Annotated in this window: 22 protein-coding genes; 6 read left to right on the top strand and 16 right to left on the bottom strand. The window is 46.5% G+C overall.

Annotated elements, in window-relative coordinates:
- Together CGZ75_RS10225 and CGZ75_RS10230 are read left to right on the top strand one after the other, a co-directional pair.
- On the top strand, positions 1–211 hold a 211-nt coding region (locus CGZ75_RS10225), incomplete at its 5' end, for a zinc ribbon domain-containing protein (RefSeq protein WP_141136747.1).
- 99 nt (positions 212–310) lie between these two features.
- Positions 311–1189: a radical SAM/SPASM domain-containing protein gene (locus CGZ75_RS10230; RefSeq protein ID WP_089524066.1), complete on the top strand. Its 879-nt coding sequence runs from the start codon at positions 311–313 to the stop codon at positions 1187–1189.
- 64 nt (positions 1190–1253) lie between these two features.
- Here CGZ75_RS10230 and CGZ75_RS10235 read toward each other — a convergent pair whose 3' ends face one another.
- The 8 genes from CGZ75_RS10235 to CGZ75_RS10265 form a co-directional block, all read right to left on the bottom strand.
- Positions 1254–1676 carry a DUF1801 domain-containing protein gene (locus CGZ75_RS10235; protein ID WP_089524067.1) on the bottom strand — a complete coding sequence of 141 codons (423 nt, stop codon included), beginning with the start codon at positions 1674–1676 and terminating at the stop codon, positions 1254–1256.
- Between the two features lie 77 nt (positions 1677–1753).
- A complete protein-coding gene (locus CGZ75_RS10240) occupies positions 1754–3649 on the bottom strand; it encodes a beta-N-acetylhexosaminidase (RefSeq protein WP_089524068.1) in 1896 nt (631 codons plus the stop codon).
- Between the two features lie 37 nt (positions 3650–3686).
- The gene (locus CGZ75_RS25780) at positions 3687–3836 is read right to left on the bottom strand and encodes a helix-turn-helix domain-containing protein (protein WP_342745659.1); all 150 of its coding nucleotides are present in this window, start codon (positions 3834–3836) and stop codon (positions 3687–3689) included.
- Positions 3773–5893, bottom strand: coding sequence for an AraC family transcriptional regulator (locus CGZ75_RS10245; protein WP_245850768.1), 2121 nt, complete (start codon positions 5891–5893; stop codon positions 3773–3775). Before CGZ75_RS10245 ends, CGZ75_RS25780 begins: the two co-directional genes overlap by 64 nt.
- A gap of 52 nt (positions 5894–5945) precedes the next feature.
- Positions 5946–7580, bottom strand: a complete 1635-nt coding sequence (locus CGZ75_RS10250) for an extracellular solute-binding protein (protein WP_089524069.1) — start codon at positions 7578–7580, stop codon at positions 5946–5948.
- 39 nt (positions 7581–7619) lie between these two features.
- Positions 7620–8531, bottom strand: coding sequence for a carbohydrate ABC transporter permease (locus CGZ75_RS10255; protein WP_089524070.1), 912 nt, complete (start codon positions 8529–8531; stop codon positions 7620–7622).
- 12 nt (positions 8532–8543) lie between these two features.
- On the bottom strand, positions 8544–9479 hold the full coding sequence (locus tag CGZ75_RS10260) for an ABC transporter permease (protein ID WP_089524071.1): 936 nt from the start codon (positions 9477–9479) through the stop codon (positions 8544–8546).
- A gap of 214 nt (positions 9480–9693) precedes the next feature.
- Positions 9694–10713 (bottom strand): M23 family metallopeptidase, encoded by a 1020-nt coding sequence (locus tag CGZ75_RS10265; protein ID WP_245850769.1) that lies wholly within the window; start codon positions 10711–10713, stop codon positions 9694–9696.
- Positions 10714–10908: 195 nt separating this feature from the next.
- Between CGZ75_RS10265 and CGZ75_RS10270 the strand changes: the two genes are divergently transcribed.
- The 3 genes from CGZ75_RS10270 to CGZ75_RS10280 all read left to right on the top strand — a co-directional run bounded on the left by CGZ75_RS10270 (position 10909) and on the right by CGZ75_RS10280 (position 13977).
- Positions 10909–11655, top strand: coding sequence for a response regulator transcription factor (locus CGZ75_RS10270; protein WP_089524073.1), 747 nt, complete (start codon positions 10909–10911; stop codon positions 11653–11655).
- Entirely contained in the window at positions 11652–13403 is a 1752-nt protein-coding gene (locus tag CGZ75_RS10275) for a sensor histidine kinase (protein ID WP_089524074.1), read from the top strand. Before CGZ75_RS10270 ends, CGZ75_RS10275 begins: the two co-directional genes overlap by 4 nt.
- An 82-nt stretch (positions 13404–13485) precedes the next feature.
- Positions 13486–13977 carry a nucleotidyltransferase domain-containing protein gene (locus CGZ75_RS10280; RefSeq protein WP_245850770.1) on the top strand — a complete coding sequence of 164 codons (492 nt, stop codon included), beginning with the start codon at positions 13486–13488 and terminating at the stop codon, positions 13975–13977.
- Between the two features lie 103 nt (positions 13978–14080).
- Here CGZ75_RS10280 and CGZ75_RS10285 read toward each other — a convergent pair whose 3' ends face one another.
- From CGZ75_RS10285 to CGZ75_RS10320, 8 genes are all read right to left on the bottom strand, one after another.
- Positions 14081–14911 (bottom strand): phosphoenolpyruvate hydrolase family protein, encoded by an 831-nt coding sequence (locus CGZ75_RS10285; RefSeq protein WP_089524076.1) that lies wholly within the window; start codon positions 14909–14911, stop codon positions 14081–14083.
- A 30-nt stretch (positions 14912–14941) separates the two neighbouring features.
- Positions 14942–16156, bottom strand: coding sequence for a Tm-1-like ATP-binding domain-containing protein (locus CGZ75_RS10290; protein ID WP_089524077.1), 1215 nt, complete (start codon positions 16154–16156; stop codon positions 14942–14944).
- Positions 16156–17064 carry a sugar phosphate isomerase/epimerase family protein gene (locus tag CGZ75_RS10295; protein ID WP_089524078.1) on the bottom strand — a complete coding sequence of 303 codons (909 nt, stop codon included), beginning with the start codon at positions 17062–17064 and terminating at the stop codon, positions 16156–16158. The genes CGZ75_RS10290 and CGZ75_RS10295 overlap by 1 nt, the downstream gene beginning before the upstream one ends.
- A 12-nt stretch (positions 17065–17076) precedes the next feature.
- On the bottom strand, positions 17077–18159 hold the full coding sequence (locus CGZ75_RS10300) for a Gfo/Idh/MocA family protein (protein WP_089524079.1): 1083 nt from the start codon (positions 18157–18159) through the stop codon (positions 17077–17079).
- A 30-nt stretch (positions 18160–18189) separates the two neighbouring features.
- Positions 18190–18546, bottom strand: coding sequence for a cupin domain-containing protein (locus CGZ75_RS10305; protein WP_089524080.1), 357 nt, complete (start codon positions 18544–18546; stop codon positions 18190–18192).
- Positions 18547–18580: 34 nt separating this feature from the next.
- The gene (locus tag CGZ75_RS10310) at positions 18581–19417 is read right to left on the bottom strand and encodes a carbohydrate ABC transporter permease (RefSeq protein WP_089524081.1); all 837 of its coding nucleotides are present in this window, start codon (positions 19415–19417) and stop codon (positions 18581–18583) included.
- 3 nt (positions 19418–19420) lie between these two features.
- Positions 19421–20368: a carbohydrate ABC transporter permease gene (locus tag CGZ75_RS10315; RefSeq protein WP_089524082.1), complete on the bottom strand. Its 948-nt coding sequence runs from the start codon at positions 20366–20368 to the stop codon at positions 19421–19423.
- Between the two features lie 141 nt (positions 20369–20509).
- Positions 20510–21865 carry an ABC transporter substrate-binding protein gene (locus tag CGZ75_RS10320; protein WP_176444757.1) on the bottom strand — a complete coding sequence of 452 codons (1356 nt, stop codon included), beginning with the start codon at positions 21863–21865 and terminating at the stop codon, positions 20510–20512.
- A 288-nt stretch (positions 21866–22153) separates the two neighbouring features.
- Here CGZ75_RS10320 and CGZ75_RS10325 point away from each other — a divergent pair, with 288 nt between their 5' ends.
- Positions 22154–23305 carry an IS4 family transposase gene (locus tag CGZ75_RS10325; protein ID WP_089523815.1) on the top strand — a complete coding sequence of 384 codons (1152 nt, stop codon included), beginning with the start codon at positions 22154–22156 and terminating at the stop codon, positions 23303–23305.
- Positions 23306–23571 lie beyond the last annotated feature (266 nt).

Genomic DNA, 23571 nt, shown 5'->3' on the forward strand with positions numbered 1-23571 from the left:
GCTTGCAGGCGTGCCAGTCGTTCTCGTTGATCCATGCAGCACAAGCCGAGAATGTCCACAGTGCGGGCACATTGCCAAAGAGAACCGCAAAACGAGAGATTGGTTCCGTTGTCAGGCTTGCGAGTACGCTGCTCCAGCCGACAATGTTGCTGCTCTGAATATTCGGAGCAGGGCACTCGTCAGCGTGCCGAACGTAGGAGTCGCTATCTAAGGACTACTTACAAGCACCCACCTCTAAGCGTAACGAAGGTGGTGTGTAGTTGACTTGAGCTCTATTGTACCTGCACTTACAGAATCGAGGCCTGAATACATGAAAAAATTCAAAAAATTCTATATAGAAGTTACGAGTGTATGCAACTTGGCTTGCACATTTTGTCCGCCAACCAAGCGGGAAGCTAGCTTTATTAAAGTAGATGATTTTAAGAAAAGACTGGATGAAGTGAGACCACATACGGATTATATTTACTTACATGTCAAAGGTGAACCGCTGTTGCATCCCAAAATCGATCAGTTGCTGGATCTAAGCCATGAGCGCGGGTTTAAAGTTAATATCACGACTAACGGCACGCTAATTACAAAAAATAAAGCCAAACTGCTGAATAAACCTGCGCTGCGTCAGATGAATTTCTCGTTGCATAGCTTTGACGGCCATATCGGCTCCACCAATAAAGAAGCTTATGTGACCACGATTATTTCATTCATCAAGGAAGCTTTGGAAACGACGAATATCTTATTTTCGCTGAGATTATGGAATCTGCATACCGATAATGCCACAAACCAGGAAAAAAATCGAAATCGCCAGGTGCTTGAAATTTTGGAGCGTGAATTCAATCTCGATTACCAGATTGAAGAGAAATTTGAACGTGGAAGCGGCCTGAAAATTGCCGATCGTGTCTATTTAAATCAGGATCATGAATTCGAATGGCCGGATCTGAACGCCGAGGAGGATGACGGTAAGGGCTTCTGCCATGGGCTGCGCAATCAAGCGGCGATTCTGGCCAATGGCACTGTTGTGCCTTGCTGCCTGGACGGTGAAGGCATCATTAATCTGGGCAATATTAATCAGAAACCTTTTGCCGAGATTATTGAAGGTGAACGTGCGAATAAGCTGTATGACGGCTTTTCACGCAGAGAAGCGGTTGAAGAATTATGCCGTAAATGCGGGTATCGCAAACGGTTTGGCACTTAAAACGCTCACTGAAATAGCAAAGAGGATCGTCTCTCAACGATCCTCTTTGTCTTTCCGGCGATTTTCAACCTTCTGGATAAGTTTCCCTGAGGAACTTTACCGATTGGCGGATGATCGCACTCAGTACATCCATATTAATGTCGTCCAGCTTGTTAATATAAACACAGGATTTTCCTGACGTATGTTTGCCGAAGTCCTTCAACAGCCCTTCACGTTCCGTGTCGCCTGTCGCAAAGTACAGGCTGATTTTCGCTTTTCGCGGCGAGAATCCAACGAGCGGCGCGTCTCCCTCATGCCCTGTAGCATATTTATAGTGATAGGCGCCGAATCCAATAATAGTTGGTCCCCACATTTTAGCGGGATATCCGGTCGTTTCCTCGAAAAGCTCCAACAGCTTGTATGCATCCTCACGCTTTTTCAGGCTATCAACCTGTTCAATAAATTCAATGACGCTGGCGTCATTTTCTTTTGTTTTTGGCTCATACACTTTAGTCCACCTCTTCCACCGACAGGCCCAAACTAATGCTGGGAGCGATATTCTTCCCCCATCGTATCATGTCATCCTCATTGTGGACTAGCGGATATGATACGGCGATACTGGTTGGACCATCCCAGGACAGAGCCATGGGGTCTTTTGGGGCCGTCAAAATACAATCGTTCCGCTTCCAATTCCTCAATGGTATCAGTCTCTCCATCGAGATACTCCCGTAGACGCTGCATCGCCGAGTCGATCCTCGCCAGCAGACCCCCATATCTTAGATCGATCACTTCCCAGCCGAAGGCTTTGTAAGTGCTGAACCATTGTTTGCGATGAGCATTTCTCAGCTCCCTCACCTTAACCTCTAGAACAGGAAGCACATCCTGTACAATTTGCTGCAAGCTAATACGATCATCCTTGTCATAGCTTTTTTTGATCCGATTGCCGATATCCGCCTTGATCGCCAGCACTTCCGCTAGCTTATGAGGCATATCGAAAATAAACGCCCACGACTCATTTTGATCCCGATACCCTGCATACTTACTGGCAAGCGTCTCATAGTGGGGCCCAAGATTCATTCCATCCACTTGGCGATCGAACAAACCGATCAAAATATCCTGCCACAGTAGAAACTTCGATGGGTTTGGCGGCAAGTGTTTATATTCCTCTGGATTGACCGGTGTAACGTCCATGGCGGTCAAATCCATAAATGCATCGGCGTCGGCCTTTGTGCAAAAAGCAAACCGCTTATAAAGCTTTTCCGTATCCAGCTCTCGGGAATAACCGTGTTCAGCATACAATTGCAAGCCGAGTAGTGCCGAGAATACATTTGTTTCCGTCCCGTTATCACCCCATAACGTAGCGAAAACTTCCTTGATGCCTTGGCGTTTGCAAGCGGTCAACCCTGAATTCGTCGTATTAAAGCTGATTTTATAGTTGACCATCGTGCCGCTCCAAGTCCAGATGCCCCCTGCAAAAATAACATCACAGCCAAATTCCTTATGTTTGCTTATAAACGTCTCGTACTCTTCCGTATGCTGATGATAGTAGTCCCAATATACAAGCTGCGCATCCTTCGGCATATCCTTAATCATATCTTCCGTTATGACGGCCTCCGTATCATAGTAACCGCCAAATTGAGAAGCGAGCCGGAAATACATATCACTCCACAGCATCGGTTTAAGCCCCTTGTTCGAGACGATCTCCTTAACCCGAACAAGATGTTCGTTCATAATATCATGTCTTTTGCGGTAACCGTTGATCGACAAATAGTTGCCCAGCCCCAGGCTCATCGCTTCATCCATGCCGATGTGGATCCGCTTGCTGCGGAAAGGCGCTGAAATGGCGTCAACCATTTCTTCAATAAATGTGTATGTTTCCTCGTTGCCAACGAGCAGAATATCGGCGGAATCCTTCATCGGCTCGGCAAAGCTCCACTTAAGCGCTTCCGAAAGATGAGCGAGTGTCTGCATACACGGAATCATCTCAATTCCGAGCAATACCGCATAATCATCACATTCCTTTAGCTCATCATGTGTGTAGCGACCTCTCATGTAACCAAAATAGGGCCTTGATTTCACCTCAAACGTGTCCTCGGTATACAGCATCATCACGTTCAGACCCATCACAGCCATGATGCGCAGCATCCGTTTGATCTCTTCCACCTTAATGACGCCGTTCCGGGACGAATCAATCATAATGCCGTTCATCGTAAACTGCGGCTCTTCCATGAGCTGGAACGAGTCCCCTTCCGCTAGCGCTTCTATGAACAGCCCTAATGCGCGGAAAAAGTGGATGTTTTCCTGGAATCGGATAAGGCCGTTTCCTTCGGTCAAAGAAGCTTCCAACTGTCCGGATGTTTTTTCAACCTTTATCGGCAAGCCGTCCTCTGCCCACTGGAACCCCATTTCCCCCGCCAAAATACCGATTCCTTGCTCTAATCCTTGAATATCGCCATGAAAAGCTACCGTTAATGCTCCCATTTCGTTCCTCCTCTTTGTGTTACATCCAAAAGCGAATTTATGCAAGCACCTGAACGTATTCATCAGGCTTTATACCTTCGTATCGAACAAAGGCACGTTTAAAGGAGTACACGTTTTCGTAACCTATTCGGTGTGCAACGATTTCAATACCTGTTTTCTCTCGAAGCAGCTCTTTAGCCATTTCCATTCGGAGACGACATACATAATCATAGAAGTTGATACCGTTACTTCTTTAAACATTCTGGAGACGCTAGGTACAGACATCTCCAGCATTTCCGCGAGTTTTTTGAGCGACATATCCGCACTTGTATAATGCTGATTCACATAGAGCAACAGCTTGCTTCCAGCTTCCATCTCCGACGATGAGTTGGAGTAGCGAATCCTTTCGCAGATCAGCGTACCCACTTCAAATACATAGCTCCACATCGAGTCGATGTTTTCCAAGTTTGCTTTGATCTCAAATTGCCTCGCGTATATACCCGCATCAATATTCAGCTCGTACAGAACGCGCAGCATCGTCTCCATCAGCCGCGAAACCAATTGAACCCTGCCAGCCTCAGGCAACTGGCGTTTTTGGTTCTCTGTGTGGATTTCGTCCAAAATACGTGTCAGCGTTTCGAGATTCCCGATTTTCAAATTGTTAATCAGTTGGATCTCCCAGTCGGTTGGATAATAATAATGGTTATTTATATACGTTTCTTCCACTGCATCAGTCCGGAAGCCTCTACGCGAAAATAGCTTAACCTGCAAACTTTCATTAGCGGCATAATACGACTTGCTGATGCCGAGCAGCCCTTTTTCAACCGTTCCAGTCAGCACCTCCGGCAGCATATTACAGGCTCGCTGGATGCTTTCGGCCATTTCGGACGAGATCTGCTTCACTCTCTCATCACCGAGGGGCTCGGAAGACGATACGATAATCGCCTTATCCGCATTCGTCACCTCGAACAGCTCGTAATGAAGCTGATGTCGATCCATAATAGTTTCAGCAACCATAATCGTGACAATCTCTGCTCTTCGCATCAGCTCCAAATCGGAGGGATCATCCATCGCATGAAAGCTAACCAACATCGTACAGTAATACTTCTCTTCCGTATAAGTAAGTCCAAACTTCTGCAACCCGTTCCTATGCTGGTCCTCTGTAAAATAACCTTTCAAAAGGCGAAGCAACAAATTCGACTTGGCGGCGCTTTCATAATCCTTTATTGCCTGCTGCAGCGAATGGTTTTCGTCAATTAGACGATCGAAGGACTTCTCAATCAACTTATATTCAGAGCCGAGATCGTCTTTACGGACAACACCAGAAAGTTTATTTAACAATACCTGCAGGGGCCGATAACTAATTATGGATAACAGGAAAGCTGAGGCAGTGCCAATAACAACAGAAATTAAAATAGCCAGAAGTGAACTGAATAAATTTTGAATACCAATTACATTTTTGTCAGGGTAGGTTAACGTATACTGCCAATCGCTTACTTGGGATGGCACCCGTACTTCATACGTCGATCCTTGATTGCTGCCTACTTTAATATAATCATGCTGATAAACGAGAGCATCATTAGCCCTGATTGAAATTTTATTCGGCTCAACGCCGCCAAAACGTTCCATGTAATCGGTCAAATAAACGATATCAACAAATAGAAGCAACGAGGCACGCGGGTTATTTACGACTTCCAAACTTTGCAAAACCGGAATAACCCGCCTTTTTTCTGCTCCAAGCGTAATTGCAGTCGGCTGTAAAATATTGAAATATTCATAATTCGGAAAGGAATCATTAAGTTGCTCTCGTGTAGCTTCATCAAATGAGGCTACGGATGTAAAAAATTCGTCCTCTGCAAACTTGCCCCATGAGGAAATAACGAGCTTTTTTTGCGGAAAAACGACCGCTCCAAAGGGAAGAATACCTAAACTATTAACTGCATTCGTTAAATCCTTGCGAATCTCGATCAGCTTAACCAAGTCAAATTCCTGATCGTATACATCCGTATTCTGCATCAGCTTTTGAACCCATGATTGCTCACTCAGCATGTTGCTTAAGCTTTTCAATTGAGTTAATTTGCTGTCTACAACATCCGCGATTCTCTTAGAGTCGGAAACATGTTTTTCATTTGTTTTCCGCTGCTCCTCCAAAATATTTCTATGCATATTCAAAACACTGAACACGATAATGGGAATGATTAATATGGCCGTATAAGACATAAATGTTTTACGAAACGTACTGCTGGCGAAGTGTTTACTGCCCAATGGCCGCCCCTCCTTCGCTCTATCTAATGCTGCCTGGAGATAAGATATCCAGTTATTGGATCTGATTATATCGGTCATGCAATTGCTGCTCAATTTCGATCAGCTGATCCAGCCCAAGCTTCTTCAGCTCAGCGATATACTGATCCCAATCATCCAATGATTTCTGGCCGAGCGCCAGCTTCGTTGCAAGCTCCAGCGAATAGGTACTCAAATTATTCATGATTTTCGTTTTTGCTTCCAGCTGTTCATCATTCGGGATTGCCAAATATTTATGATTCATATTGACGTAGTATGGCTTATACTCCATAATCGCTAACTGATGATCCGCTTTATGTTTTGGCACATTGGTCAGCTCAGACTCTAAGTTGGCAAATTGCACACGTGGGAAGATGCCATCGCCGTATATCGCGCCCCCCGAAACCAGCTTGGATTTTTCTTTATCCTCATCGGTTCCATTATCAATAAAAACTTTTGCCCCACCATCAAACGTATAGGTTTGACCTTCGATACCCCAATAGAGAAGATCCGCGTATTTTTCGGAATAAATGACATCGAAAAATTTGATCGCTGCCTCTACATCCTTCGCATCCTTCGTAATCCCATACTTCGACCAGACTAGGTAGGGATCTTCCAACTGAGCTGCCGGAGTAATGCCGTCAACCGCTTTAAGCGGCATGAGCGGAAGATATTCGCCCCCGCCTATAATTGTCGGTTCCAGCCACATTTCCAAATTATAATCACTTAAAGATGCGACCTTGTTGTCGGCTATTTTTTGCTGAACGAGCTCATTTCTCCCGCTAATTAAACTTGTATCGATGATCCCTTCTTTCACTAGCTGCTGCATATAGCGGAAGTAGTCCTTAATACCGTCCTGGTACCACGGTGAAACGACCTTTTTGTTCTCCACATCAACAGCGGTTACTCCCGAGCCAAGCCCGAACCATTGTGCGATCGAGCCGGCAAAATTGCCGGGGTTGTAAACTAGAACCTCGTCCTTCTGCCCGTTGCCGTTGGCGTCTTGATCTTGGAACGCTTTCAAGGCTTTCCGGTATTCATCCGCAGTTGCAGGAACCGGGATTTTCAGCTTTTCAAGCCAATCTTTGCGGATGAGCATCGTTAGGCCGACAGGTGCCGGTTTATTCTGTTGGTATGTTTTTTTGTGCAGATCACTGAACCAATACAATTTTCCATCAGGTGAAGTCGTCGTTTTTTCGGCAAAAGGAAAATCTTGATCATACATCTTTTTGATGTTTCCATTGCTGTATTTCTCGATTAGCGGTTTCAAGTCGAGCAGAACACCCTGCTTCGCCAAGTTAAGGACCGTCGTATCGTCCAGAGCGGATAAGTTCACGATGTCGGGAAGACTGCTCCCGGATGCCATTCTTGTTTTGATCACAACGTCATACTGCTCAGTGGGCACCCTCTCATATTCCAATTCCAAGCCGGCAGTGTCGAACAGCTTATCAAGTTCCTTCCAAACCGGATACTGCTCCCTGTCCTCAAATTTGATAATCTTATTCCCTTTAGTTGGACCGAGCAACCGAAGCTTACTCCCCTCTTTGCTCCCTCCTGTTGCGGTTGGTTCCTCGCTATTTTTCGGCGTATCTCCGTTGCTGCATCCACTTACGGCGGCAATCGCCAACGTCAAGACAACAGTGCAGGTGATTGAATTTTTCCACTTTACCACTGGTAATTCCTCCCTTGTTTATGTTCTATTTTTTCGGATCTATTCTTTTAATGAACCAAGCAGTGCTCCCTTCATGAAATATTTTTGAAAGAAAGGATAGGTGAAAATAACGGGCAGCGTCGTGAACACGATAATCGAATATTTCAATTGGATGTTAGACAGCATCGTAGCTACCGCATTGCGGGTTTCCTCAAGGGACAATAGCTTTAAATCAACCGTTTGCTGGACGACAACACGATATAAATACATCTGCAACGGATGAAGCTTTTCATTCGGCAAATAAACAAGTGCCTCAAACCAGCTGTTCCAAATGCCGACAATGGTGTAAATGGCGATGACAGCAATGATCGGCTTCGAAATAGGCAGGATGATTTTGAACAGCAACTGTAAGTGGGATGCCCCATCGATAAAGGCAGATTCCTTCAGTGCCTCCGGGATCGTTGTAAAATAAGTTCGGACAAGGATGATATTCCAGATGCCGACCATCCCAGGAATGATAATGGCGAACATCGTGTTGTAAAGCCCAAGCTTGTTCACAAGCAGAAAGGACGGGATCAGCCCTCCTCCGAAATACATAGGGATCAGCAGAAATGCAATGATCCATTTGCGTCCCTTGAGAGTCCGTACGGTTAGCGGGTAGGCGCCCAATACAGCGGTAATACAGTTCAATAACGTCCCGGCGGCGACGTAGATGATCGTATTGGAATACGCCCACCACATTCTAGAGTCCCTGATGATCAATTCATAAGAATCCAGAATAAAACCTTTCGGAAACCAATAAACGTTCATTGCCGCCACTTCTAATGGCGAGCTGACGGACATAATTACGACATAATAGAATGGATAAAGTGTGATTAAGCAAATAAAGAGCGCGATGACATAAAGAAGCACATCAACTGCAACAGAACCTGACTTGATCTTATTCGGATTTCTCCTGAACATGGCGGTCATTCTGATCCCCCCTTACCACAACGCGTAATCGGAATATTTTCGGCTCAGAGTATTGGCGATGTAAAGCAGAGCGAAATTGATGACAGCTATAAACAACCCAACTGCCGTACCCGCACTAAAATTACCGCCAAGCAGGCCATCGCGGTACAGATAGGTACCCACGACATCCGCTGTTTCAAGTACCATCGGATTGTAAATCAAAAGAATGAATTCACTGTTCGCCGATAACAAGCTGCCAATCGCGAATATGAGCAAGATGAAGATCGTGGGACGGATAGAAGGCAGCGTAATATGAAGCATTTGTTTGAACCGATTGGCTCCGTCCATTTTGGCCGCTTCATACAGATGAGGATCGATCGAGGACATCGCAGCCAAATATAAAATGCTGCTCCAACCGAATGATTTCCAAATGCTTGTAATGGTATAGATCGCCGGAAAATAAGCCGCTTCCGTATTCAGCGCGATTGGTTTCCCGCCGAATAGCTTCACCGCTTCGTTCACGAGGCCGTCCATATTAATGAATGACAGCACCATGCCGGCGACAACAACACTGGAAATAAAATGCGGCAGATAACTTGCTGTTTGGACATACTTTTTGAACAATCCACTCTTCAGCTCGTTCAGCAGAAGAGCGAATAGAATGGGTACCCAAAATCCAAAGGCAAAAAAATAGAAGCTCAGCATGAATGTATTCCTCATCAGCCTAACGAAATAGGGTCCGTTAAAAAAATCGATAAAATGCTTTAGCCCAACCCAGCGAACGCTTTCATTAAAGGAAAAAAAGGAGGCCCCCGGAAAATAATCCTGGAAAGCAATGATGATTCCGTACATGGGAATATAAGAGAATATTAGAATATGCAGTAAAACAGGAAGCATGATCAAGTATAGCTGCAGGTTCTCTAGATTGCGATAATGTGCATGCTTATTCAGGCGCGAGCTTACTCTCATGATCGGCTCCTCTCATCAAATCATCCATTGGTGCGGCAATGCCAGGCCCGTTCCGCATCTCCTATGTTAAAGCCGGGTTATTACCATAGCAATCAACATAATTTGTTGAGCTCCACAATTTTCTCAGAACAAAATAAACCCCTATAAACCAAAAAAAAGAACGGTCTACCGGAATCCCCTCTTCCGGTTTAGATCGTTCTTTCGTTCCAACCTTCTACTCTGCGATAGTAATCGTATCGCCCTGAAGCGGCTTCAGCCCATCCTTCCACTTGATATTAATGGAACGGGAGTTAAATAAATCGGCTCCGTCAGATAGCTGAACATGCAGATGAGCCTCGCTGGAGTTGCCTGAATTACCGACCAAACCGATGACATCGCCTTTTTTGACCTTATCCCCCGGCTTGACGGTTGCTGAGCCTTTTTTGAAATGTGCCAAATGGCTGAACTCTCCGCCTCCATGGTCAATAACGACATTATTCCCTGCAGGCTGATTTGGGTTCATAACTCCCACAGGCTCGTTATCCTTAATATCGTTCACAACCGATACAATCGTACCGTCCCCTGGGGCAATTATATTTTTGCCGAAGGCATAGTAGCTTTCATTTTTGAGCGGATCACCCCTGTAGGAGAACCCCTCCTTAACCTGGATCAAATCATAAGAGTATCGCTGCGCCTCATGTTCGTAATGATAATTTACGAGTACATTCTCACCACCCCAAAATACAAACCATTCCCCCGGGAGTGGCCACGCATATTGTTGCTTGCTCAGCTTTTTATCGGTTTCAGGCCAAATGGTCAGCGGCTGAACCTGAATTGACATAATCACGCCTTCAGGATCAAATACCCCGAGAAGCCCCTTTTTCCCGTCTTCACTTAGCCACAAACGCCGGTCGAATCCATTAAGCTGCATAGAAGAGGATTTCTCCAAAGTTTGAATCCCCTTCGTAAACTCATCTCCAATTTCTTTTAAATCGGCTTCGCTAACTTCATTCTTCAAAGGTTGGCTAAAACGAGCATACATTCCCTTATACTTGCCATCCAGCAAGGCCTTTGGCAGCTCATCCGGTTTAAGTGGCTGGCTCGTTTCCTTAGACGGACTCATCGTTTGCTTCGCCCCCGTATTTAAATTATCACCCTTGTCTCCCCCGCCACATGCTGCCAGCAGCAAGGCCAGCGATCCCGCAACTAAGACTGTTTTTGCAGGTGCAGCCAATCCATAAATACGATTTTTCAACTTCATCATCCCCCTGTCGTACAACTGTAACAGGTGATGCTTTTTTCTACTTAAACGCAGCAATAACGCTGTCTTAACGATTCAAGCGAGTATAGGGAAGCGAATTAAGCCTCTGTTAAGGTTGCTTTGAACCCTAGTAAAAATAAATCATGTTATGATAAAAAAAGCAATTATTGAAAGGAGAGTCAGCACCAAATGAATCAAGCCTCAATCTTACTTGTTGATGATGAGTATTCCCTGCTGGAGCTCTTGCAGACGGTTCTACATAAGGAAGGTTTTACATCGATTGATACAGCTCAAACGGGTGAAGCGGCTCTTGATGCCTGCGCACTCAAAAAATATGATTTGATCGTACTGGATGTGATGCTGCCTAGGCGCAGCGGAATCGAGATATGTCCTTTTATTCGGCAAACGACGGACGCGCCAGTTCTGTTTTTAAGCGCACGAACGTCGGACTTTGACAAGCTGATCGGCTTTGCTATTGGCGGGGATGATTATATGACCAAACCTTTTAATCCGATGGAGGTGGTTGCTCGTATTAGAGCGCAGCTGCGGCGCTACTTGAGTTCGAGCGGTCAGCTTAGCAGTGGCATGTTCCCGATAGCACCCCTCCATAAACCAGGGAAAGTTTTTGATTACGGCCGCTTCAAACTGGATGAAACTGCTGGAGAATTGCTAGTAGAAGAGCAAGCTGTGTCCTGTCCGGCGCTTGTGTTCCAGCTGTTGCATTTTTTTTGCCAAAACCCAAATCGGCTATTCAGTAAAAACGAGCTATATGCGAAGGTTTGGGGCGAAGAAGCTTTCAGCGATGATAATACGGTCATGGTACATATTCACCGCATAAGAGAGCGCATTGAAGTAGATCCATCCAACCCAAAGTTTATCGTTAACGTCAGAGGTCTCGGCTACAAGCTTATTCGAGCGGAGCAGCTCGTTCCATGAATTTCAAACAACGGTTAACACTAAAATTCATCTTGCAGCTAGCAGTAGCAGGTTTAGTCGTACTGATAATTGCGGCAGTTACTGTCAGTTGGATGTTCAAAAGGTTCAATGAGATTAACATCGCGCGTGATTTTACGAGTGCAGGACTCCCACAGCTTGTACAATCTTCCCAGCTTGGCAAGGATGGCATCCGCTTTGCTCCCAGCTTGCTGGAACAAGTGAAAAAGAATAAAGGCTGGCTGCAAAGCCTAGATGAAAATGGAGTAGTCGAGAGCGCCTATCATACACCTGCAGATGTTCCGATGCGATATGGAACTGGTGAACTGGTCGCCTACTGGACAGGAACAAAACCGTTTCCCTACCATCTCGCTCTATGGATTCAAGAGAAGGATGGTCGGCTGTTCACACTGGTGTATGGGGTTCCAAACCAGTTAGAACCTCTGTTAAATGAAATTAGCAAAGCCACCATCCCCACTGCAGAAGGCAAGTTAAAACTTCCTGATTCGATAGCAGGGAAAACCAAAGTGGCCAAAGCCTTTGTTCAACTGATAAATTCAGAAGGAGTCGAGCTTGCCTCCTATAACAAACCCAATGCGGTCCCATCGAAGTATACCGTTCAAGAGCTTGCGCTGCGCACGATGTACGCTCAACAGTATGGTTATCATATTGTCTCTTCGTATGATGAACAGACCGGGCGTACCTGGCTAATTGGAGAGCCAATCCCCGGAGGAGGAAATTCGAGCAAAGCAACGCTCATTCCAGAGGAGACTCAGGTGGTCATTGTTGGCTCCGCGGTTATGATTGCCGTGGTACTGGTGTTGTTCATGCTGCTTTCACTATGGCAAGCTCATCGCTTTGGAGCACCAATGCTCCATATGCTCGTGTGGCTCGATTCCATTGGGAAGGCCGTTTATAAAGAGCCTGTAGACCGCAATGGGCTGCATCGAAGCCGAACTCCAACCGGCAAATGGAGGCGAAGGTACCGTGTTTTCTCCGACGTGATGGTATCGATTGAAAAGCTGTCTGCTGCCTTGCAGAGAGATCAAACGATGCGAGAGCAGACAGAAAGCTTGCGAGAGGAATGGATTGCAGGCGTCACCCATGACCTAAAAACACCGCTTTCCTCAATAACGGGTTATGCCCATTTGCTGGCGGAACCTGCTTATGCTTGGTCGCAGGAAGAAGTTCATAAGTTCTCAACGAAAATGCTGGATAAATCAGCCCATATGGACATGCTGATCAGTGATCTTGCGATGACTTATCGGCTGAAGACAGGGATTCTCCCTCCTGAGACGATGGAGATTGAGCTGAATGCTTGGTTGCATGAAGCCCTTCAGCAGGCTGCTGCTGATCCCGTTTACGGCAACAATCGAATCGTATTTCATGCTGCCCCCATCGATGTTATAACGAAGTTATACACTCCGTGGCTGGAGCGCATAGTTAACAATTTAACAGCCAATTCGCTGCTTCATAACCCGCCCGAAACTGTTTTGACCGTCTCGGTGTTGGCCCGCGAAGGGAGCAGCGGAATCACGATCCAGTTCGCCGACGATGGCGGTGGTATGGATGAACTAACATTAAACCGACTATTTGAGCGTTACTATCGGGGCACGGATACGGTGTCTACTTCCAATGGCTCCGGTCTTGGCATGGCTATATCCAAGGGATTAATCGAAGCTATGGGGGGACAAATCTCTGTTGAGACAACACCGGGAGAAGGTACAGTTATTAGCTTAATTTGGCGATAAACTAACACTGGATCCCCTACCGCCAGCAAAATATATTTTTGAAATAAAGCAGTAAATGGATTCAGTTAGGGGTAGGGATAAGTTGGAGACGCAGTATTATTTAGATAGAGCTGTGAATTTATTCAAAGAGGAAATGGGCCGCAATTTGGTCGGTGTTCATTTACATGGTTCTTTGGCAATGGGATGTTTTAACCCCAATAAAAGTGATATAGATCTATTGGTTGTCGCCCAAGAAAAGCTATCTGCTGAAACTACGAAGCGCATTATTAAGAAACTTCTGAAATTCCATGAAAGCATGCCCAACGAACGTGGGATTGAGTTAAGCATTATTCTCGAATGTTACCTAAAAAACTTTGTTTACCCGACTCCATTTGAGTTTCACTACTCTGACTATCATCGGAATGTCCAATTCTGTCTTAATGAGTATATTGGAATTGCAAATAACACTGAATTAAAAATTGAAAAATTAACAGACTTTGCGAATTACATGATGGGTGAAATTAAAAATTCAATTGAAATTGACGATGATTTTAAATCAAAAGCTGAACCCGTGACGACGCCAAACCCAAAATGATTCATTTTGAGCTCGGGGTGACGACCTCCTATCGCTTCGGTCAATCCCATCATGCCAAGACCGAAGCCAAGGAAGTCGCCCCCGTATCTATAACTCGCTCCAACTATTTCGTATTCAGCTGCTTAAATTTCTCCACCTGCCCAGTAATGGCAATTTCAGTAGGCAGGCGCTCGATGCTGGAGGCTCCAAAAAATCCTACAACTCCGGTTGTACGCTCCAGCACATAAGCTGCATCTTCTGGCTCGGATATTGGGCCGCCGTGACAGATAACCAGGATGTCGGGATTGACCGATTTGCCTGCATCATGGATGCGCTGCACCAAATCCACGGATTCATCGAGAGTCAGCGCTGTTTTGGCTCCAATTGCGCCTTTCGTCGTCAATCCCACATGAGCCACAAGAACATCGGCTCCAGCTTCTGCCATCTTGATCGCATCCTCCTCATTGAACACATAAGGCGTAGTGAACAGATCAAGCTCATGCGCTTTGCGAATCATCTCCACCTCAAGATCATAGCCCATGCCAGTCTCCTCCAGGTTCTGGCGGAACATGCCGTCGATCAAGCCAACGGTCGGGAAGTTCTGCACGCCGGAGAAGCCCATGTCCTTGAGCTGTTTCAAATAAACGTCCATCAACCGGAACGGATCGGTCCCGCAGACGCCGGCAAGCACCGGTGTATCCTTCACGATGGTCAGCACTTCTCCGCCCATCTCCACGACAATTGCATTGGCATCGCCATAAGGCATCAATCCCGCCAAAGAACCACGACCCGCCATGCGGTATCTGCCTGAGTTATAAATAATAATCATATCGGCCTCGCCGGCCTCTGCACATTTTGCCGACAGCCCTGTCCCTGCTCCTGTTCCGATGAGAGCTTTGCCCTCATTGATTTGAGCGTGTAGCCGCGACATAATTTCACTTCTTGAAATCGCCATTCCCTCGTCCTCCTGTTCTAATCCTTGTAGTTATTTCATCATAACAAGCAATTGCTCTGCGATTAACGTAGCCACAGCCGGATCGTTAATATCCGCTTCCGTCTCGATAAAAGGAATGTCTGCACGAAGATGATCCCTGATTCCTTTATAAAGAGCCTGACGCTCCTCAACACCATCGAACGCTTGCCCGGTTCGATCCAGCAAGGAAACTCCCCCATGCGGGAAAATAACGATCGTCCCGGCCTGGCTTTCATTCAGCTTCAGTGCAATTCGCCGTCCCAGCTCCGCATTTTCCACAACCGTCGTTCTCATCAAAGTTGTTGTTGGATTATGAATGTAGAATTTCCGATCCTTAAACGATTGCGGTACGGTTTCGGGCGGACCGAAATTGACCATATCCAGAGCGCCTACGGACACGACCTGAGGAATACCCATCGACGTGGCAGCTTCTAAACGGTCTGGCCCGGCGCTGAAGATTCCGCCAACGAGCTCATCGGCGAGCTCAGTCGTCGTAATGTCCGCAACTCCTTTTATAAACCCGGCTCGAATCAGTTCTTCCATCGCCATACCGCCAGCACCCGTAGCATGGAACACAAGAACATCATATCCCTGCTCCTCCAACTGCTCGCGGACACTTGTCACACATGGTGTAGTAACTCCAAACATGGTCGCGCCAATCATCGGTTTTTCCTCTTCGACATCTTGCTCCTGGCTTATTTCCCGCATCATTCCCGCCAAAGCGTAGGCCGCATTGCGAAGAATCCGCCGGGAGAGCTTGTTGATGCCCGCAATATCAACGACAGAGTACATCATCATGATGTCTTTTTCCCCGACGTAGGGCCGGGTATTACCGGATGCAACCGTTGATACGAGCAGCTTAGGAATGCCGATTGGCACCCCTCGCATCGCTGCTGCACCAACCGTTGTCCCGGCTGTGCCGCCCATACCGTATACAGCTCCAATCCTATCCTTTTCCAGAAGCTGATTGATCATCTTTGATACGCCTTCCATCATTACCGCAACGGCTTTACCGCGATCATTTTGTTTTTGCAGCTGTAGCAAGCTCATGCCACCAAGCTCAGCCACTTCGGCGCTGCTGACATCAGGTGTAAAGAGGGGAGTGCCTAAAACCCCTGTATCGATAACAAAGGTTTCTACGCCAAGCGATTCAATGACCCCTTTAACAAAATGAAACTCCGTTCCTTTCGTATCCAGTGCACCAACCAGAATCGCTTTTTTAGCCACTATGCCCCTCCTCCATTCACCAAGGATTCCATATGCACTTTTGTACGTTTTACCACTTCTGCTTCACCGATCTGATCCTGCTGATAAAAGGAAGGATAGTGAGTATCGATCGTCATCATGGCCTGCGGATCATTTTTGGCTATAGCCTCTAATATCGGTGCATGGTCGAAATCGTCCTGCCCAGCAATCGAGAAATTGCCAAACAAACCATGCGGATTTTGTTCATCCCGCGAATTGTAAGCTCGATTGGCCCCTTTAAGATGCGTTTGCCATACATAACCTTTGACATGTTCATAGGCTTCCAATGTGGGAAACTCTCCGGCTCTCCAACCATTGATAATATCCCAATTGATTTTTAAATTCGGGTGATTCGCATATCTCATAAGAATTCCGAGTTCCTTGGCGTCTCTCGTCAACGTCGGAGGTTCATTTTCAACAAGGATGGTTTTGTTTCTGCTCCGAGCATGCTCGGCATGCCGAGTCAGAATCACTGCGTTATAGCGATAGGCGATATCCCTTTCGGGTATCGAGAGATGCTCGAACCCTTCCACACGGTGAAGCGAGTATATCCGAACATAAGCCGTTTCGAACAAATCTGCCAAATCAAACAGTCGATCGAGCACTTTGCTCATATCTTCATGATGATTTTCATCATAATTATCGTATTTTGGGGGTCCCGAGAAAGAACAGGAGTTGACAGCCCATGAGCTTAAACAGCTTACTTTGAGACCAGCTTCGTCTAGTTTACGCTTGATATCATGAGCCGCTTCCATCGGGATATTATCCAGTGTGTAACCATCCAGCTTCGCTCTCAAATCTACATAAGAGAATCCTAGAGCCTTCGCCTGTTGCAGTGCCTCATCAAAAGATTCACAGCCGAGCATATCCGAGCACACACTAAAGTTCATCGTAATCCCTCCCTATTCAATCGTTATCCACTGATCCGAACGTTTTTTGTAGGCATCAAATATACGAGTTAAATGCACGGAATCTTTGAGCGTTGAACGAGTGATTTTCTTTCCTTCCAGCACATGGGTCGCAAAATAGTTAACGCTTTGCACCATCCCTTGCAGCAGCAAGTTTTTGTTGTAGATTTGTCCAAGGGAATATTCCGGCTCCCAAATGACTGGACCATCAGCAGGATCATCACCGATATAAATAGGTGCTTTTCCATACTCACCGCTGCCCTTTTTCCCTTTGTAGTAAATTAGCCGGGCGGCATTGTCGATCACCACATTTTGCTTGTCACCAATAACTTCGAACCGCTCCAATGGGCTTGTCTCCGCCTGGGTGGAAGACAGCTGCAGCGAGCCGATCGCGCCGGACTTAAACTTAAGCAGCGTCTGCACGTTTCCGCTAGGCTGATGCTCGATGAAGCACATTTCTTTTACATCGCCCATGAGATAGTGTATGCCGGACATCGGATGGCAAATATCTAAAAACCAGTGCAAACCTGTGCGGGTATTGATTTCGGGTTGGAATGGCGAAAGCGTCAGCGGATAACGTCCGTTGATCGACACCGCTTCCCCAAACTCAGGACGATCGATGATCTGCCTTGCCTTTTCGAACGTTGGATAGAAGTAACGTTTGTTCGCAACGAGTACAAATTGGCCTGATTTATCTTCAAGCTCCAGCAGACGCTCGGCTTCTTCCGCCGTATAAGCAACCGGCTTTTCGATCCAGACAGGCAAGCCGGCGGCAAGAATGTCTGGCACGATTTTGGGATAAAGCGGATGCCCGTTTTGATCAAAGTTGAGCACAACAAACACGGCATCCAGCTGTTCTTTTTTGAGCATTTCCATATGGCTGGTGTAGGCTTTTTCCGCTCCAAACCGTTTACGGTAAATTTCTGCACGCTCCGCATTCAAGTCGCATACCGCTACCAGATCGATCGGTGCATAGTCAAACGTTGGGTACACATTACGGAATGCATGAGCGCCACAGCCGATAAAACCTACTCTTATTTTGCGATCATATTCATAGTTAAATTTAATGTTGTACATATCCACTTTCCTCTCCGCTGAGTTTTATAATTATTCGCCGATTGTTTTCCGGTCAGGTGCAGAGTAAGCGATGATCATGCGGCAAGGCTCCCAGCTTGTCACCGTTGCGTTGTGAGGAACATTGCGCGGGATGCGCAGCAGCATGCCAGGCTTCAGATGGACTACTTCGTCTCCGAGAGTATGGTCGCATTCACCGGAGAGAACAAAAATAACTTCTTCACAGTTCGGATGAATATGGCGCGGATTCTCTATACCTGGGTGGATAAATACCATGCCGAAGGTCATTTCGCATTCCGGGTCAATTTCTTGTCCCATTAACCACTGGATTCCGCCCCACTCCACAGGAAACATATATTTTTCATCATTTAAATTCGTAACCGTTGCCATAGTTAACTCGCTCCTTTTACTGTACACGTAGATTTTATTTCACTGCCCCTTCGGACATGCCTTCCACGAACTGCCGTTGGAAAATCAGGTAGACGATAATACTCGGAATCATACTAATTACTGTGCCGGCAAAGATCAGGCCAAAGTTGGTCGAGTTCTCTCCCTGGAAAGACAGCAGCCCCAGAGAAAGCGTGAATTTATCATTAGAAATCAACAACACGAGAGGAAGCAAGAAGTCATTCCAGATGCTCATAAACGTAAACACAAGCAGGGCAACGACGGCTGGCTTGGCAAGCGGCAGCATGATCGAGAAGAAGGCTCTCCATTCCGACGCACCGTCTACATAAGCCGATTCTCTCAATTCCTTCTGAATGTCTTTCATCGAATTACGCATCAAGAAGACGGAGAATGGGAGGGCTAGTCCCGCCGAAACGAGTACCACGCCGCTAAGTGAATCGACAAGTCCGAACGTTTTTAACTGGTAGAATACAGGGATGATGATTGCTTGGACGGGAAGCGCCATTCCGAGAAGGAAGAGGTAAAAGAGCAGATTGTTTCCTTTGAACTTCATCTGGGCAAAAGCGTAACCTGCTGGGCAAGCGACAACGAGAACGAGCACCATACCGCCAATTGTAATGAGCGTTGTATTCCAGAAGTAGGAATTGAAGTTCCCTAGATTCCATGCTTTCACATAATTATCGAAGTTCCACGTTTTTGGCAGCGAGAAGGGCTGGTTGACGATCTCCATATTTGTTTTGAAGCTGGCTAATATCGCCCAGAAGATCGGAACCGTAACTATGGCAAGCAGCACCAGCAGGACAGCCCATAACAGGATCTGCGGGTTACGCCATGGAGCTACACCTGTCCGCATGTTCTATTCCCCCTTATCTCGCCAGTAGTTGAAGGCAATCGTTAGTCCGATGACGATAATTCCGAGGACCACACTTCCGGCTGAAGCGTAGCTTACCTTATTCATACTGAAAGCCGCTTTGTACACATAGGTCGCTACGACCTCACTCTTGTAAAAGGGACCTCCCTGCGTCATGATCCAGACGAGACCAAACCCTTTTAAGGCATGGATAACGACCATACTAACAACGACATTCATCGTGTTTCTCAAGCTCGGCACCGTAATATTCCAGAACTTGCGAATTGGTCCGGCGCCGTCGATGTCGGCGGCTTCATACATCGATTGATCGATATTTTGCAATCCTGCTAGAAAAAGAACCATGTACGTGCCGTAAAAGGCCCATGTGCTTGTGACGACCAGCGCGGGAATAACTACGGAAGGCTCTCCTAGCCAGTTCTGCGCCAAAGCTCCGAGCCCCACTTGCCTTAAAAATACGTTGATCGCTCCATAGTTTGGATCGTAAATTTTGGACCACAGCACGCCGATTACCGCCAGCGAAAGAACGGATGGCAGATAGAATCCGGCACGGAAAAACATTTTTCCCCGTTTCAGCTTTCCGATTAGAACGGATAGGGCCAATGTGGGTAAAATCATTAATAGGAGGGAGAGAAGCACCCAGTAGAAGTTGTTAACGAGGGATTTGATGAAGATAGGATCTTGAGCCAATTGGGTATAATTATCCCCACCGACAAAGTTCATCGCTGGCGCCGCTCCATCCCAGTCGAAGAAACTGAGACGAACGGCATCAGCCATCGGATAAAGCATGAACAAGATATAAAGGATCAGAGCCGGAGCGAGAAAGGAAAACACGACCAGCATTCGCTTGAAACTGCGCTTGCTTTTTCCTTTATAAGCAACCTTATTTGCACCGCTGACAGGAGAAGGATTCACCACCATGTTTGATGTACTCATTGTTATCCCTCCAAATGTAGACTATATAAGTTGAAATTAGCGGGATCGTTACTACTTTCAACTTATATAGCAACAGGTACACATTATTTTAAAGCGCTTACACTCTCATTTTTAAAACCTATTTATTCTAAGATTCTAGATTTACTTTTTCTTGACTTGATAGCCGGCAGCCCGATCCTTCGCTGCTCCCGCCTCGATATTATCCATAGCTTGCTTCGGCGTCACCAGACCGCCCACCAGACCTTGCAAATTCTGATAGTAAGCTTCCTTGGCTTCGGGTCCGATAAATACGGTCGGATTGTACCCAAATCCGTTTTCGATATCTTTGATCGCCTGGGCCAGTACAGGACCGGCAGGCTGGATTGTTGCTGAGCTGCTGGATGCAGGAATCAAGTTATACGTCGGATCGCCTAATGTGATAGCGCTGAAATCCTTGGATAGGACAAAGTTCAGCCAGGTTTCTGCCAGCTCTTCATCTTCAGCCTTCGTTGGCACAACCCATGTCAGTCCAACTCCGCCTGTAGGACTCGCCGTTTTCCCCTCGATAAAGGAAGGCATCGTGAATGTGGCAACGCTGTCCTCCAGCTTTTGATCCGCCAGATCGGAAATCAGATACGTTCCTTCCACTTCCATAGCAGCCTTTTTACTCAGGAAAGAAAATTTCGAATCGGCTTGTGTAAGCGTTACGGCTTCTTTCGGAATAAAACCTTGATCGACCCAATCTTTCAGCGTTTCTGCAGCTTTAATGAACGCAGGATCATTCCATTTGCCATCCGCATAGATGAGCTTCTCGACTTCCTCGCGGCCAGCGACGGACTCCATAATATTCGAGAAAAGCCAGCCAATCGCATACCCATTTCTTGCGCCAACGGTGATCGGCGATTCACCAGCAGCTTTAAGCTTCTCGAGCATTGTCATAAACTCAGCTTGCGTTGCGGGAGCCTGCACTCCATGTTTTTCAAATATATCTTTGTTGTAAAATACCATAATGGCATCCAGGGAGTGAGGAACCTCATAGATCGTGTCATCACCTGCTATCAGCTCATATGCAGTTGGTCTCAGCTGTTCCTCCCATTTATTTTTCGTATATAGATCGTTCAACGGTTTAATTAAATTCACATCGGATAAAGTTTTGACTCGTCCCGGTCCGGCATTAATTAAGATGGCGTCCGGCGGCGTGACGCCTGATTGCAGCATCGTTGTCAGTTTCCCCGATTCAACTCTGACCTCGCCGGCAACAAGCTCCACTTGAATATCAGGATTTAGTTCCTTGAACTTGTTCACCACTTTTTCCCACAGCTTCTTCTCGGTGTCGTTATAGTAATTCGGAACCAACAAATCCAATTTTCTATCGTCTGTTTTTGCCGAAGCAACCGGCTTTTCGGTTTCAGCTGCCGCTTTGTTAGTTGAACCACCACCAGATGGCGATGCACATCCCGATAATAAAGCGATTACAAAAACGCTGCTCATTAACAATCGAACCTTTTGGTTTCTCATACTTACCCTCCCTTGAATGTGGTTGACGGCCCGTCTTAAACCAACTATAAGTAATATAAACCGTGAGAACAATGGTACATTAAGTCGAAAAAAGAGTAAAAAAAGTGGTTCTTGCCGCATTGCTATTTCTAAATCAGACTGTTACATTGAATTTACTCCCACTAGCGTTGCATAAATAATTTCCGAATGTTCAAAATCTTCAGTTTCCCTATTTCGACACAAAAAAAGATCCTTTACAATGGGTATGGGAGGTAGTTCCTGTCCATAATCCACTGAAAGGATCAGCGCATGGATAAGGATACCCTATTTTCTTCATTTGGTAAATGGGTTGCACCCATTTTTTCAACAACGTTTTTAGATCAACTTGCTCAGAATCACGCAGATGCCTACGTCAAGAAGCTTACGGTTCCGGCCTATTTGAAACTATTCTTGCATGCCCAGCTTCAACAGCGCGAAGGACTCCGGAGCATTGCAGATGATGTCCTGAGCAAAGACTTTCAGCAAGAACTGGGTTTTGAGTCCATCTCGTTTAGCCAGCTATGCCGCAAGAACAACCAGGTGAATCCTGCCTTGCTCGAAAATCTGTTTGAGCAGCTAGCCAGGAAGGTCCTACGTAGCGAAGGCGCCACGGCTGCAGATCGTAAAACCGTCCAGGTGATCGACTCGACCACCATTTCCCTGTGCCTGCAGAGATACAAATGGGCCGAATTCCGTCAAACCAAAGCGGGCATTAAGATTCATCTACGTCTGGCGTTTATGGGGAAAGAGAGCGTTCTGCCTGAGCGTGCGACAATTACGACGGCGAAGAAAAACGACCGTACACAGATGGACGCCCTTATCGACGAGGAAGGCGCCACGTATCTATTCGATCGCGGTTATGTGGATTACAAGGCGTTCGATGATTACACGGAGCGCGGCATCCACTTCGTCACCCGGCTGAAAAACAACGCTGTCATTGAACCCCTAGAATCCTTCCCCATCCCGATGGAAAGCAGGGTGACGATGGATGAACGCGTACGGATCGGATCGGCGTCCAAGCGGGCTAAGCGGGAGTACCGCATGATTGAAACGGCGGATTCGGAAGGAAATCTGCTCATCCTAGTGACCAACCGCTTCGAACTGACGTGCGACGAGATTTCGGATATGTACCGGAGCCGCTGGGCAATTGAAACGTTCTTCAAGTGGATGAAGCAGCATCTTCGAATCAAACGGTTTTACGGCACCAGCGAACGGGCCGTGCAAAACCAGGTCTGGATGGCGCTCATTGCCTACTGCCTGCTCGTGCTGGTGAAAAAAAAGACGCAGACGCCGCATTCGCTGCTGATGCTAAGCCGCTGGCTCCGGGTACTGTTGTGGAAGCCGGCAGAGCAATGGTTAAGGCGGATTCATCGGCCACCGAGCCGCAAGTCGGCAGGACGCCGAAGGTTGAATTCAACCTGAGCAAAAGGGCCTGAGGCCTGTTGGTATTCACGTAGCAGAATATACATAAACTACCAAATGGACAGGACTACCTTTGAGAGGAGTTCGACCTTTTGGTTTTGTTGACATCGATAGTGTGTTTGAATATTCAATTTATTTTATTGTGAAGGTTTATGCAACGCTAGTGATTTACTCCTAAGATTGAGGTGAGAAGTTATGAAAATATCTCTTTCTTTATTTTCCAAGTTATTCCTTACTTTCTCATTATTAACATCATTCTCACTCAT

It is taken from the genome of Paenibacillus herberti, from assembly GCF_002233675.1.
Lineage (GTDB): Bacteria > Bacillota > Bacilli > Paenibacillales > Paenibacillaceae > Paenibacillus_O > Paenibacillus_O herberti.